Origin of the sequence: Cupriavidus sp. HPC(L), assembly GCF_000307735.3 — a bacterium.
Lineage (GTDB): Bacteria > Pseudomonadota > Gammaproteobacteria > Burkholderiales > Burkholderiaceae > Cupriavidus.
The window spans coordinates 1-12,923 of the sequence record NZ_AMPR02000033.1 but is presented as its reverse complement, the minus strand read 5'-3'; the positions used below and the strand labels follow the sequence as shown (position 1 = coordinate 12,923).

At 66.8% G+C, this 12,923-nt stretch carries 13 protein-coding genes; 4 read left to right on the top strand and 9 right to left on the bottom strand.

Features of this window, described 5'->3' with window-relative positions; translation table 11 throughout:
• Nucleotides 1-289 precede the first annotated feature (289 nt).
• Both B551_RS03315 and B551_RS03310 read right to left on the bottom strand, forming a co-directional pair.
• A complete protein-coding gene (locus B551_RS03315) occupies nucleotides 290-1,174 on the bottom strand; it encodes an N-formylglutamate amidohydrolase (protein ID WP_006578942.1) in 885 nt (294 codons plus the stop codon).
• A 25-nt stretch (nucleotides 1,175-1,199) separates the two neighbouring features.
• On the bottom strand, nucleotides 1,200-2,186 hold the full coding sequence (locus B551_RS03310) for a tripartite tricarboxylate transporter substrate binding protein (RefSeq protein ID WP_023263476.1): 987 nt from the start codon (nucleotides 2,184-2,186) through the stop codon (nucleotides 1,200-1,202).
• Between the two features lie 197 nt (nucleotides 2,187-2,383).
• Here B551_RS03310 and gcvA point away from each other — a divergent pair, with 197 nt between their 5' ends.
• Complete coding sequence (gene gcvA, locus B551_RS03305; RefSeq protein ID WP_006578944.1) at nucleotides 2,384-3,286, top strand: transcriptional regulator GcvA; 903 nt, start codon at nucleotides 2,384-2,386, stop codon at nucleotides 3,284-3,286.
• A 123-nt stretch (nucleotides 3,287-3,409) separates the two neighbouring features.
• Here the strand turns inward: gcvA and B551_RS03300 are convergent, their stop codons facing one another.
• The 3 genes from B551_RS03300 to B551_RS03290 are packed head-to-tail and all read right to left on the bottom strand — an operon-like array spanning nucleotide 3,410 to nucleotide 6,192.
• Nucleotides 3,410-4,585 (bottom strand): VWA domain-containing protein, encoded by a 1,176-nt coding sequence (locus B551_RS03300; RefSeq protein WP_006578945.1) that lies wholly within the window; start codon nucleotides 4,583-4,585, stop codon nucleotides 3,410-3,412.
• A gap of 55 nt (nucleotides 4,586-4,640) precedes the next feature.
• Nucleotides 4,641-5,246, bottom strand: a complete 606-nt coding sequence (locus B551_RS03295) for a GNAT family N-acetyltransferase (protein ID WP_006578946.1) — start codon at nucleotides 5,244-5,246, stop codon at nucleotides 4,641-4,643.
• 55 nt (nucleotides 5,247-5,301) lie between these two features.
• Nucleotides 5,302-6,192: a MoxR family ATPase gene (locus tag B551_RS03290; RefSeq protein WP_006578947.1), complete on the bottom strand. Its 891-nt coding sequence runs from the start codon at nucleotides 6,190-6,192 to the stop codon at nucleotides 5,302-5,304.
• 338 nt (nucleotides 6,193-6,530) lie between these two features.
• Between B551_RS03290 and B551_RS03285 the strand changes: the two genes are divergently transcribed.
• The 3 genes from B551_RS03285 to B551_RS03275 are packed head-to-tail and all read left to right on the top strand — an operon-like array spanning nucleotide 6,531 to nucleotide 7,635.
• Complete coding sequence (locus B551_RS03285) at nucleotides 6,531-6,878, top strand: cytochrome c (RefSeq protein WP_006578948.1); 348 nt, start codon at nucleotides 6,531-6,533, stop codon at nucleotides 6,876-6,878.
• Between the two features lie 11 nt (nucleotides 6,879-6,889).
• On the top strand, nucleotides 6,890-7,288 hold the full coding sequence (locus B551_RS03280; protein WP_006578949.1) for a c-type cytochrome: 399 nt from the start codon (nucleotides 6,890-6,892) through the stop codon (nucleotides 7,286-7,288).
• A gap of 29 nt (nucleotides 7,289-7,317) precedes the next feature.
• Nucleotides 7,318-7,635 carry a DUF2442 domain-containing protein gene (locus B551_RS03275; protein ID WP_216599686.1) on the top strand — a complete coding sequence of 106 codons (318 nt, stop codon included), beginning with the start codon at nucleotides 7,318-7,320 and terminating at the stop codon, nucleotides 7,633-7,635.
• A 45-nt stretch (nucleotides 7,636-7,680) separates the two neighbouring features.
• On the opposite strand, the gene aroG is transcribed toward B551_RS03275, so the two are convergent.
• From aroG to B551_RS03255, 4 genes are all read right to left on the bottom strand, one after another.
• Complete coding sequence (gene aroG, locus B551_RS03270; protein ID WP_006578951.1) at nucleotides 7,681-8,760, bottom strand: 3-deoxy-7-phosphoheptulonate synthase AroG; 1,080 nt, start codon at nucleotides 8,758-8,760, stop codon at nucleotides 7,681-7,683.
• Nucleotides 8,761-9,169: 409 nt separating this feature from the next.
• Nucleotides 9,170-10,630: a metalloprotease TldD gene (tldD, locus tag B551_RS03265; protein ID WP_023263474.1), complete on the bottom strand. Its 1,461-nt coding sequence runs from the start codon at nucleotides 10,628-10,630 to the stop codon at nucleotides 9,170-9,172.
• Between the two features lie 117 nt (nucleotides 10,631-10,747).
• Entirely contained in the window at nucleotides 10,748-11,629 is an 882-nt protein-coding gene (locus B551_RS03260; protein ID WP_006578953.1) for a carbon-nitrogen hydrolase family protein, read from the bottom strand.
• 82 nt (nucleotides 11,630-11,711) lie between these two features.
• Nucleotides 11,712-12,923: YhdP family protein (locus B551_RS03255; protein WP_043437141.1), on the bottom strand; the 1,212-nt coding region annotated here is incomplete at its 5' end.

Sequence of the window (12,923 nt, the reverse complement as noted above, 5' to 3'; positions counted from 1 at the left end):
CGGCCGCCGTACCCGGCTCGTCGGGGGCGGTGGCGCAGGCGGCCAGCATCAGGGCGGCGGTTGCGGCGGCAAGCGCGCGCAGCCGCATGGAAATTCGTCGGATCACGGGATCTGCTTGCTTCGGGGGCGAAGTGGTTGGCAAAAGACTGCCATGATAGAGGAAACCCTTTGCACAAAGTTCCTCGGCGCCGCCAACCTAGGGTCAGTCCCGACCTGCGGCAGGGCCCGATCCGGGGCCCTGGGGAGCCACCGGATCGGGCCGGACCGATACCGGCCCGGTGCCTGACGTTCAGCGCATCGTGCCGGCCGAGCGCGCGAAGCGGTCGAGCTCGGCGAGCAGCGCGTTCAGATCGCGCTTGAGCTTGTCGAAGCCCGCATTGCGGGTCAGCGCCACCTCGTCCATATACAGCTTGCGATTGATCTCGAGCTGCAGGCTGTGACGGCCTGCCTGCGGCTGGCCGACCACGCGGACGATCTCCACGCCCTTGTACGGGTGGTTGCGCCAGACGTCGTAGCCCATGTCCTTCAGCACGCCTTCGACCAGGTCGGTGAAACGCTTGTCGCAGGTGGTGCCGTCGCGGTCGCCGACGACGAAGTCCGGATGCTGCAGGCCAGGATGCTCGGTCGCGTACTGCGCCGCTTCGCTGGGCATCGAATGGCAGTTGATGTGCCACGCGCTGCCGTGCTCGGCGATCGCCCGGTCGGCCAGCTTCTGCAGCTGCGCGTAGTAGGGCAGGTAGTAGCGCTCGATGCGCGCCTGCACCTCGGCCACGCTCAGCGGGCGATCGTAGATCGCCTCGCCGGTGTCGAGCACGCGCCAGACCAGGCCCTTGCCGAGCCGGGTCTTGGGCGTTTCCTGCATCGGGCCGGGCCACGGGGCGTCGAGCAGGGCCTGGTCGATCTCCTCGATGCCGCGGTTGGCATCGAGGTAGCTGCGTGGAAAGCCCGCGCACAGCAGCGCAATGCCCTGCTTCGGCGCGTCGGCGTACAGCTCGTCGACGAAGGTGTCCTCGGCCTGGCGCAGCAGGTTCAGCGGCAGCCCGGCGGCGTAGCGGAAGTCCGCCGGGTAATTGGTGGCGCTATGCGGTGAATCGAGAAAGAGTGGGCTGCTCTCGCCTTCCGGCAACTGCAGGAAGTAAGGGCGCTCCGCGCTCTTTCGGTCTGCTTCGGTCATGATGCTTGCGGCTTGGTCTTGCGGCTTAGTCCATCGAGATCTTGGCGGCGGCGGCGATGCGCTTGTTCTTGGCCACTTCGTTCTTGATCTGCGTGGCGAACTGCGCCGGCGTGTCGCCGACCGGGGTTGCGCCCAGCTTCTCGAACTTCTCCTTGACCTCGGGCATCGCCAGCACCTTGACGGTGGCGTCGTGCAGTTTGGTCTGGATGTCGGCCGGCAACTTGGCCGGCGCGATCAGGCCGAACCACGACGAATCGTTGACTTCGGCCAGGCCCAGTTCGGCGAAGGTCGGCACGTTCGGCAGCGCGGCGACGCGCTTGGGCGCGGCCACGGCCAGCGCGCGCAGCTTGCCGCCCTGGATGAACGGCAGCGACGACGGCAGGTTGTCGAACAGGATCTGCACCTGGTTGGCCAGCGTGTCGTTCAGCGCCGGGCCTACGCCCTTGTACGGCACATGCAGCAGCTCGGTCTTGCTGCTCAGCTTGAACAGCTCGCCCATCATGTGCGACACGCTGCCGTTGCCGGCCGAGCCGTAGGCCAGCTTGTTCGGCTGCGACTGCGCCAGCGCGATGAAGGCCTTCATGTCGTTGGCCTTGACCGACGGGTGGACGCTCATCACGTTCGGCACCGAGGCCAGGTTGGTGATGGTGGTGAAGTCCTTGGTCGCGTCGTACTGCAGGCGCGGGTAGATCGCCGGGTTGATGCCGTGGGTCGAGGCGGTGGCGATGCCGATCGTGTAGCCGTCCGGCGTCGCCTTGGCCAGGTAGCTGGTGCCGATGCTGCCGCCGGCGCCGCCGCGGTTGTCGACCACCACGGCTTGGCCCAGTTGCTGGCCCAGCTTGTCGGCGACGATGCGGGCGACGATGTCGGTGGTGCCGCCGGCCGGGAAGGGCACGACCAGCGTGATCGGCTTGGTCGGGTACGAACCCTGCGCGGCAGCCTGGAACGACAGGCCGGCGGCCAGGGCGGCCGAGCCGGCAGCGATGAGGCGGAGCATGTTACGGCGTTGCATGAATGATCCTGAAATGGGAGTCCAACACGGGATGGGGGAGAAAGGGCGCCGGCAGCGCGGGCCCGTCTTTGCTGTGCTAGAAAGCCTCGTTGAGCTTTGCTTGCGATTCTGCGCAAATCTGCAAGAACCGTGCAAACGAATTAAAATCGCACGGTCATTCCATTTGGTCGTGAAGTCTGGGAAATCGAGGAAGTCGCATGCGGCGCCTATGCCCGTCGTTGACCGGGCTGCAGGCCTTCGAGGCCGCCGCCCGTCATCTCAGTTTTACGCTGGCCGCCCGCGAGCTCCATGTCACGCAGGGCGCGGTCAGCAAGCAGGTCCGCCAGCTCGAGTCGTCGCTCGGCGTGGACCTGTTCGAACGCGTCCGTCAGCGGCTGCTGCTGACCGATGCCGGCCGGCGCTATCTGGAACGGATCCGGCCCAGCCTGCAGGAGATAGAGGCCGCCACCGTCGAGCTGGTGGCCAGTCAGGGCCGCGGCGGCACGCTGCACATCGCCAGCATGCCGACGCTCGGCGCCAAGTGGCTGATTCCGCGGCTGCCGCAGTTTTTCGAGCGGCATCCCGAGGTCACGCTCGAATTCGTGCCGCACGCGCAGGGCTATGACTTCTCGCAGCCGGACCTCGACGCGGCAATCCGCTTCGGCGACGGCGTCTGGCCGGGCAGCCTGGCGGACTACATGACCGGCCGCGAGGTGCTGCCGGTCTGCCGGCCGGGTTTGCTTGCCAACGAGCCCAACGGCGTGGCCGCGTCGCCGCAGGCGCTGCTGAACTATCCGCTGCTGCACCATACGACGGTGCCCGAGGCGTGGTCCGACTGGCTGGGCGAGCTCGGCGTGACGACGCGCGAGGCCTGGAGCGGTCCGCGCTTCGACCAGTTCTCGCTGCTGACGCAGGCCGCGCTGTCGGGCCTGGGCATTGCGCTGATCCCGCGCTGCCTGATCGAGCAGGAACTGGCCAGCGGCGCGCTGGTGGTCGCGCATCCGGCGCGGGTGCTCAGCAAGAAGGGCTATTACCTGTGCTATCCGGAGCAGAAGCAGCATCTGCCGGCGCTGCAGACATTCCGGCAGTGGCTGATGGAAGGGGTCGACGTGGTGGTGTGAGGTGTCGCCTGTCGTCGTCCCCGCGCAGGGGGGGACCCAGTGCCTTTGCCATGCCGATGTCGCCGACTTCAAGTCGCTGGGTCCCCGCCTTCGCGGGGACGACAGCAGGTACGGCGGAACGGTCTATTTCGACAGCACCTTCATCGCCTGCTCGAGCCCGGCGATGGTGACCGGATACATCCGCGCCTTCATGATCTGGTTGATCACCGAGATCGACTGGCGGTATTGCCACAGCCCCTCCGGCTCGGGATTGAGCCAGACGAAGCGCGGGAACTGGTCGATCAGCCGGTTCAGCCAGACCGCGCCCGCCTCGGGATTGTTGTATTCGACCGACCCGCCCGGCTGCAGGATCTCGTACGGGCTCATGGTGGCGTCGCCGACGAAGATCACCTTGTAGTCCGGCGTGTACTTGTGGATCAGGTCCCAGGTGGCGATCTTTTCCGCGTGGCGGCGGCGGTTGTTCTTCCACACGTAGTCGTAGACGCAGTTGTGGAAGTAGTAGTACTCCAGATGCTTGAACTCGGTCTTGGCCGCCGAGAACAGCTCCTCGACGCGCTTGATGTGGTCGTCCATCGAGCCGCCGACATCCATCAGCATCAGCACCTTGACCTTGTTGTGCCGCTCCGGGCGCAGCTTGATGTCGAGCAGGCCCGCGTTGGCCGCGGTCGAATGGATGGTGTCGTCCAGATCGAGTTCGGTGTCGGCGCCTTCGCGCGCGAACCGGCGCAGCCGCCGCAGCGCGACCTTGATGTTGCGCGTGCCCAGTTCGACCTGATCGTCGTAGTCCCGATAGGCGCGCGTCTCCCAGACCTTGATCGCGGTGCGGTTGCCCTTGGACGGGCCGCCGATACGGATGCCCTCGGGGTTGTAGCCGCCGTGGCCGAACGGCGAGGTGCCGCCGGTGCCGATCCACTTGTTGCCGCCCTCGTGCTTTTCCTTCTGCTCTTCCAGCAGCTGCTTGAGGCGCTCCATCAGCTTGTCGAGCCCGCCCATCGCCTCGATCTTCGCCTTCTCCTCGGCCGACAGCTCGCGCTCCAGCGTCTTCTGCAGCCAGTCGAGCGGAATGTCGGACTTCCAGTCGACCAGGTTCTCGACGCCCTTGAAGTAGGCCGCGAAGGTCTGGTCGAACTTGTCGAAGTGCTTCTCGTCCTTGACCAGCGTCATGCGCGACAGGTAGTAGAACTCGTCGATCGACGGCGCGATCACCTGGGCCTTCAGCGCCTCCAGCATGGTCAGGTATTCCTTGACGGATACCGGCAGCTTGGCGTGCCGCAGCGAGAAGAAGAAGTCGATCAGCATGGCGGGTCTCGGTGTCGCGGGTGGCTGGCTGGGCGAGGGGGGAAAGCCCCGGCGCTCAGCGCGGCATCTCCAGGCGGTAGTGCAGATGGCGCTTCACCGTCGGCCATTCGCTGGCGATGATCGAGAAGACCACGGTGTCGCGCAGCGAGCCGTCGGCCATCACCTGGTGGTTGCGCAGCACGCCGTCCTGCTTGGCGCCGAGCCGCGCGATCGCGGCGCGGCTCTGGTGGTTCATCCAGTGCGTGCGGAATTCGACCGCGATGCAGCGCAGCTGCTCGAAGGCGTGCGCCAGCAACAGCAGCTTGCACTCGGTGTTGACCGCGGTGCGCTGCACGCTTTGCGCATACCAGGTGTGGCCGATCTCGAGCCGCCGATGGGTCTCGTCGACATTGAACATCCGCGTCGAGCCGACCACCGGGCCCACGACGCCGTCCTGCACGCGCCGCACCACGAAGGGCATCGCGCCGAGGCGGTCGCGCTGGTCCAGTGCGGTGTCGATCCACGCGCGCAGGCCGTCTGGCGTCGGCACCGACGTGTACCACAGCTTCCACAGCTCGCCGTCGCTGGCGGCCGCGCGCAGCTCGGTTTCATGCGCGGCGTCGAGCGGTTCGAGCATGACGTGCCGGCCTTCCAGCACGATCGGCGCGATCAGACGGGTCATCGAGATTCCTGGCGAAGGTTGGACGTTCCGGGTTCGACGAGGGCGGGGCGGGCGTTCAACGATTGGCGCGGTTCATGAAGACCAGCCGCTCGAACAGATGCACGTCCTGCTCGTTCTTCAGCAGCGCGCCGTGCAGCGGCGGGATCGCGGCCTTCTTGTCCGGACTGCGCAGCGCCTCGGGCGGAATGTCCTCGGCCATCAGCAGCTTGAGCCAGTCGATCAGCTCCGAGGTCGACGGCTTCTTCTTCAGGCCCGGCAGGTTGCGCATCTCGTAGAAGGCCTCGAGCGCGGCGGCGACCAGCTCGCGCTTGATGCCGGGATAGTGGACGTCGACGATGCGCTGCATCGTGTCGGCGTCGGGGAACTTGATGTAGTGGAAGAAGCAGCGGCGCAGGAAGGCGTCCGGCAGTTCCTTCTCGTTGTTCGACGTGATGATGACCAGCGGGCGATGCTTGGCGCGGATCAGTTCGCGCGTCTCGTAGACGTAGAACTCCATCCGGTCGATTTCGCGCAGCAGGTCGTTGGGGAATTCGATGTCCGCCTTGTCGATCTCGTCGATCAGCAGCACCACCGGCTCGTCGGACTCGAACGCCTGCCACAGCACGCCCTTGACGATGTAGTTGCGGATGTCGTGAACGCGATCGTCGCCGAGCTGGGAGTCGCGCAGGCGGGACACCGCGTCGTATTCGTACAGGCCCTGCTGCGCCTTGGTGGTCGACTTGATATGCCATTGCAGCAGCGGCATGCCCAGCGCGGCGGCCACTTCCTCGGCCAGCATGGTCTTGCCGGTGCCGGGCTCGCCCTTGATCAGCAGCGGACGCTGCAGCGTGCGCGCGGCATTGACGGCAAGCTTCAGGTCGTCGGTGGCCACGTAGTGGGCGCTGCCCTGGAAGCGGGCGGAGGGGGCGGCAGAGGCGCCGGCGGCGGCTTGGGCGGTATCGGTCATGTCGCTTCTGAGGCTCGTTCGGAGGCTTCGTTCGGGTCGGAATGGACCAGTATAAAAGAGCTTTCCCGTTCGCGTGCGCCCACGGCGCCGCTCTATGGACTGCCGCGTGCCGCGTGCGGTACAATGCGCCGGTTTGACGCGCCCCCACGTACGTCCATCCTCCTTCCCCTGCCGCCACGTCGCACCCCGGCGGCTCCGGTCGGGAAGCGGCGATCACGAAAGAATGGCCGGCATGACGGTCGATGCGCGCGGCCTCGGCCGTGCATTCGGCGGGAGTTCCATGTCTGGCCGCTCGGGCAGGTCACGCAAGGTTCAATCCTTCCAATCCGACTACGACAATGAAAAAGCTCCTCACGATGGTGGTGCTGGGCGCCGCCGCGACGGCAGCGCAGGCCCAGGAAGTCAAGGGCAATGTGGAGGCAGCCCGGGATAAGGTGGCGATGTGTATCGGCTGCCACGGTATTCCGGGATATCGGGCTTCGTTTCCCGAGGTGTACGAAGTGCCGATGATCGGGGGCCAGAGCGCGAAGTACATCGCGAACGCGCTGCAGGAATACAAGAAGGGTGGCCGCAAGCATCCGACGATGCGCGGCATCGCGGCGACGCTGAGCGACCAGGATATCGCCGATGTGGCTGCGTACTACGCGCAGCAGAAGCGCGATACCCGCGACAATCCGCAGAAGTGAGAGGACCCGACATGAAGACGTTCAAGACGCTCTCGTTCGCGCTCGGCGCACTGGTGCTGGGTGCCTCGGCGATGTCGGCCTCCGCCGCCGATGTCGAAGCCGGCAAGGCCCTGGTGCAGAAGGGCAATTGCGCCGCCTGCCACGGCGCCGACATGAATTCCCCGATCGCGCCGGACTATCCGAAGCTGGCTGGCCAGCACGCCAGCTATCTGTACCACGCGCTGGTCGCCTACCAGATCCACGGCAACCCGCAGGTCGGCCGCTCCAACGCGATCATGCAGGGCCAGGTCAACGCCAACCCCGGCGTGGTCGGCAAGGACGGCAAGCCGCGTCCGTTCACCCGGCAGGAGCTGAAGGACATGGCCGCCTATCTCGAATCGCTGCCGGGCGATCTGGTGTTGAAGAGGTAAGCTCGGTCGATTGAAAAAAAAGCCGCTTCATGATGAAGCGGCTTTTTTATTTTTCAGGAGAATGCCAAGCAATTCAATCCTGGAAAACTGAAATGGCCGCATGGCACGTCACCCGTCTGGCTGTCCTGCCAAATTACCGACTGGACGTTGAATTCGCCGATGGCACGCGCGGCATCGTGGACATGTCCCGCGATGATTTCCATGGCGTGTTTGCGCCGTTGGCGGATGAAGCCTATTTCGCCAAGGCGTCCATTGCCGACGGCGCAGTGGTGTGGCCAAACGGGGTCGATATTGCGCCGGACGCGATGTATGAGGACGTGACCGGGCGCCCGTTGATGGGATCGTAGGCGCCCGCACGACGATGGCGGCGTATCGGCCGCCAGATCAATGTTTCAGTTTCCGCTGCCCTTCGCCAGCCGCCGTGCCTTCACTGCATTCGCCAGAATCTCCAGCACGCGCACCGAGTCGTCCCAGCCGATGCAGGCGTCGGTGACCGACTGGCCGTAGGTCAGCGAGTCGATCGGCGCGCCCTGGACATGGTCCTGGCGGCCCGCGATCAGGTGCGATTCGACCATCACGCCGATGATGCGATCGTCGCCGGCGGCGAGTTGGCGGCCGATGTCCTCGCAGACCGGGATCTGGTTCTCATGCTTCTTGCTGCTGTTGGCGTGCGAGGCGTCGATCATCAGCCGCGCGGCGAGCCCGGCCTTGGAAATCGCATCGCAGGCCTGCTGCACGCTGTCGGCGTCGTAGTTCGGGTTCTTGCCGCCGCGCAGGATGATGTGGCAGTCCTCGTTGCCCGAGGTCGATACGATCGCCGAATGGCCGCCCTTGGTCACCGACAGGAAATGGTGCGGCTGCGACGCGGCCTTGATCGCATCGACGGCGATCTTGACGTTGCCGTCCGTGCCGTTCTTGAAGCCGACCGGGCACGACAGTCCCGAAGCCAGCTCGCGATGCACCTGCGATTCGGTGGTGCGCGCGCCGATCGCGCCCCAGCTGACCAGGTCGGCGATGTACTGCGGCGAAATCATGTCGAGATATTCGGTGCCGGCGGGCAGGCCCATCTCGCTGATGTTGAGCAGCAGCTCGCGCGCGGTGCGCAGGCCATCGTTGATCTTGAAGCTGCCGTCCATGTGCGGATCGTTGATCAGCCCCTTCCAGCCGACCGTGGTGCGCGGCTTCTCGAAGTAGACCCGCATCACGACCTCGAGCTCGTTGCTGAAGCGATCGCGCTGCTCCTTCAGCAGCTTGGCGTATTCGAGCGCGGCGCGGGTGTCGTGGATGGAGCAGGGGCCGATGATGACGATCAGCCGGTCGTCCATGCCGTGCAGGATCCGGTGCATCGCCTGGCGCGCGCCGTAGATGACGTCCGACGCCTTCTCCGACAGGGAGAACTCGCGGATCAGGTGCGCCGGCGGCAGCAGCTCCTTCAGTTCGCGAATACGAAGGTCGTCGGTGTTCTTCAACATGATGGCTCCAGGTCTTGTCAGGTCGTGAGGGGTGGGGGGATTCGGTATTCGGGTGCCGCGGCAGCGGCGGGAAAATCGGGCCAAAAAAAAGCCGCCAGTTCTGCTGGCGGCTTTTTTGCAATCTTGGGAGGCGCTTACGACTGATCCTCTCCTTCCGCCAGCGGTGCGAGATCGCTAAAAAAGTAAAAGTAAAGCTTGGCGGACATCAGGGAGGACAGGGCGGTATTCAGTCTTGAATCAGTCGGTACTGCGCTGGTTTTCGTCGGTTTTTCGTGCCGGCCAGACGGCGGGCGTCGACGACGAAGCCACTTTATAGCCCGTTTCTGCAAGCTTGGCAAGCGCGCCGAAAGGGCCGGGCGGTGCCGGCTGTGGCGTCGGCGCAGCAGCGGCGCCGACGCCGGACGGCGCGTCAGGCGGTGCCGCCTACCGTCATGTTCTCGATGCGCAGCGTCGGCTGGCCCACGCCGACCGGCACGCTCTGACCCTCCTTGCCGCAGACGCCGACGCCCGAATCCAGCCGCATGTCGTTGCCGATCATCGTGACGTCCTTCAGCGATTCCGGGCCGTTGCCGACCAGCGTCGCGCCCTTGACCGGCGCGGTGATCTTGCCGTCCTCGATCAGATAGGCCTCGCTGGCCGAGAACACGAACTTCCCGTTGGTGATGTCGACCTGACCGCCGCCGAAGTTGACCGCATACAGGCCGCGCTTGACGCTGGCGATGATTTCCTGCGGGTCGCGGTCGCCGTTCAGCATGTAGGTGTTGGTCATGCGCGGCATCGGCAGCGCGGCGAAGCTCTCGCGGCGCGCGTTGCCGGTCACCGGCATCTTCATCAGCCGCGCGTTCAGCGTGTCCTGGATATAGCCGCGCAGGATGCCGTCCTCGATCAGCGTGGTGCACTGGGTCGGGTTGCCCTCGTCGTCGAGGTTCAGCGAACCGCGGCGGCCCTCCAGCGTGCCGTCGTCGACCACGGTGACGCCCTTGGCCGCCACGCGCTCGCCCATGCGGCCGGCGAAGGCCGACGAGCCCTTGCGGTTGAAGTCACCTTCGAGCCCATGGCCCACCGCCTCGTGCAGCAGCACGCCGGGCCAGCCCGGGCCGAGCACGACCGTCATCGCGCCGGCCGGCGCGGGGCGCGCCTCCAGGTTGACCAGCGCCGACGACACCGCCTCGTCGACGTAGGTGCGCAGCAACTCGTCGCTGAAGTAGCCGTAGTGGTAGCGGCCGCCGCCGCCGGAGGTGCCCATCTCGCGGCGGCCGTTCTGCTCGGCGATCACGGTGACCGACACGCGCACCAGCGGGCGCACGTCGGCGGCGATCACGCCATCGCTGCGGGCGATCAGCACCACGTCGTATTCGCCGGCCAGGCCCGCCATCACCTGCACGATGCGCGGATCCTTGGCGCGCGCCATCTTCTCGACGCGCTCGAGCAGCGCGACCTTTTCGGCGGCCGGCATCGAATCGAGCGGATCGTTCGGCGCATAGAGGTCGCGGCCGCCATGCGAGGCCAGCGAGCCGGCCACCTTGGTGCGGCCGCTGCCGACCTTGCCGATGGTGCGCGTCGCGGCGCTGGCCTGCAGCAGCGCCTCCAGGCTGATCTCGTCGGAGTAGGCGAAGGCGGTGCGGTCGCCGGACACGGCGCGCACGCCGACGCCCTGGTCGATATTGAAGCTGCCCGACTTGACGATGCCTTCCTCGAGGCTCCAGGCCTCGCTGCGGGTGTACTGGAAATACAGGTCGGCGTAGTCGACCTTGTGCGTGAAGATGTCGGCCAGCACGCGCTGCAGCCGGGCTTCGTCGAGCCCGTACGGGGTCAGCAGCAGCTGCTGCGCGGTGGCGAGATTGCGGATTCCGAGATCGCCGGCGTTCATGAATGTCCTCTGTTGGATTCGGTGTCGCGCTGCCCGGCGTCGGGCCGGCAGCCGCAAGGGTGGGGCGCCGGCCGATGCGGCGCCCGGGTGTTCGGATCGGTGCTACGGGTGTCCATGCTACAGCACCCGGTGGCGCAGCGCAGGCAGGTTCTGCCGCACTTCGGCGATGCGCGCCGGGTCCAGCGTGCCGCTGACCACGCCCTCGCCCTCTGGCAGCATGGCCAGCACCTCGCCCCAGGGATCGACCAGCATCGAATGGCCCCAGGTACGGCGGCCGTTCTCGTGCTTGCCGCCCTGGGCCGCGGCCAGCACATAGCACTGGTTCTCGATCGCGCGGGCGCGCAGCAGGATTTCCCAATGCGCCTGCCCGGTCGTGTAGGTGAAGGCGGCCGGCATCAGGATCAAGGCCAGGCCGTTGTCGCTGTCGGTGCTCGCCATCTGCCGATATAGCTCGGGGAAGCGCAGGTCGTAGCAGACCGACATCGCGACCCGGCCGCACGGCGCATCGAAGGTCACCGGCTCGCGGCCGGCCAGGATCGTGCGCGACTCGTCGTAGCGCTCCTCGCCGCGGGTAAAGCCGAACAGGTGGATCTTGTCGTAGCGCGCCACCCGTTCGCCCTGCGGATCGAAGGCGAGCGAGCTGTTGCGGACCCGCTCGGCGTCCTCGCACCATAGCGGCAGCGTGCCGCCCACCAGCCAGATGCCGTGGCGCCGTGCGGCATCGGCGAGGAAGCGCTGGATCGGCCCGTCGCCGTCCTGCTCGCGCACCGCGACCTTGTCGCTGTCCTGGCGGCCCATCAGGCAGAAATACTCGGGCAGCAGCACCAGTTCGGCGCCGCCGCGCGCGGCCTCTGCGATCAGCGCGTCGGCGCGCGCCAGATTGGCGTCGAGGCCGGTGCCGGTCACGGTCTGGATCGCCGCAACACGCATCGCGCGCGGCGCGGCGGAGCGTGTAGCGATCGGGTTGGCTGGCGTGGTGGCGGGGTCGGCGGCTGGCATGACGTTTCCTCGGCGCGATGGCGAACCATTGCGGCAATTGCGGCAATTGCGGCAATTGCGGCGGTTACGGCAATTACGGCAATTACGGCATGTAGGACTGCTCGGGCTGGCGGCGGTCGGGTGCGCGCCGTTGCCCGTCGGCGTTATTGTCGCCCACCTTGGCAATACGCGGCTCGGCCCAGCTGCCGGTGACCTTGTAGTGCTGGGTGAAGGCCTTGGAGAACTCGTCGGCGAACAGCAATTGCGCCGCCAGCGTGCCGATCCCCAGCGCCGGATTGATGAAGGCGGCCGCGACGGACGCCGAGGTCGCGTTGATGCGCGGCACCAGTGCGACCTCGAGATCCTGCGTTTCCTGCGGGATATTGGCGCTGCCCGTCATCGCCGCGCTGACCTGCGGGCTCTTCAGCCGGAAATCGCTGGTGCTGGCGATGCCGTTCTCGATGGTGCCGGTCGCGCTGATCTCGTCGAATACCAGGCCCTGGCCCGCGATGCCGCGAAAGTCCAGCGTCACCAGACGCAACACGCTCTGCAGGCTCAGCACGCCCAGCAGCTTGGCGGCGCCGGGCTCGACGCTGACGATCTGGCCGTTGTCGAGCTTCAGTGCGATGCGGCCGTTCAGCGAGGCGTAGTCGATCGCCAGCGGCGAGCCGATCCAGCGGATGCGGCCCTCGAGCTTGCCCTTGCCGTCGCGCAACGTGTGCGGCATGCCGAGCCGGTCGAGCACGTCGCCGGCATTGCGCACGTCGACGTTGAAGCTGAGCAGCGTGCGGCGCTGGCCGCCGGCCTTGCCGCTGTCGCGCACGCGGCGCGGCACGCGCCAGCTGCCCTGGCCGGTGAAGGTCGCGCCGGGCTGCTCCAGCGTCAGCGCTTCCAGCGTCCAGACCGGTTCGCCATTGTCGAGCGCGCTGTGCGCCTTGACCTGCAGCTTGCCGAAGTCGTGGCCACGCAGTTCGAAGTGCTCGGCCTGCAGGTCGATCGACGGCAACTCCTCGATCTGGCCGGCCAGCGCGTCGGCAACCTGGCTGGTGTCCTGGCTGTCGGGAATGTTCAGCCGCGACAGCCGCAGCGTCAGCGCGCCGCCCGGGCTCGACGGCACCGCGCGCCACTGCATCTGGCCGGCGATCTGGCGCGAGTCCAGGCGGAACTGCCAGCCCGGATCGCCGGACTGGGGCGCGCGCACGGCGTCCAGCGTCACGTCGTCGAGCTCGCGGCCGAAGGCAAGCAGCGTGCGCGAACGTGCGGTGATGCGCTCCGGCATGTACGAGGCCGTGATCGGCCCCCGTGCGGCGCCGTC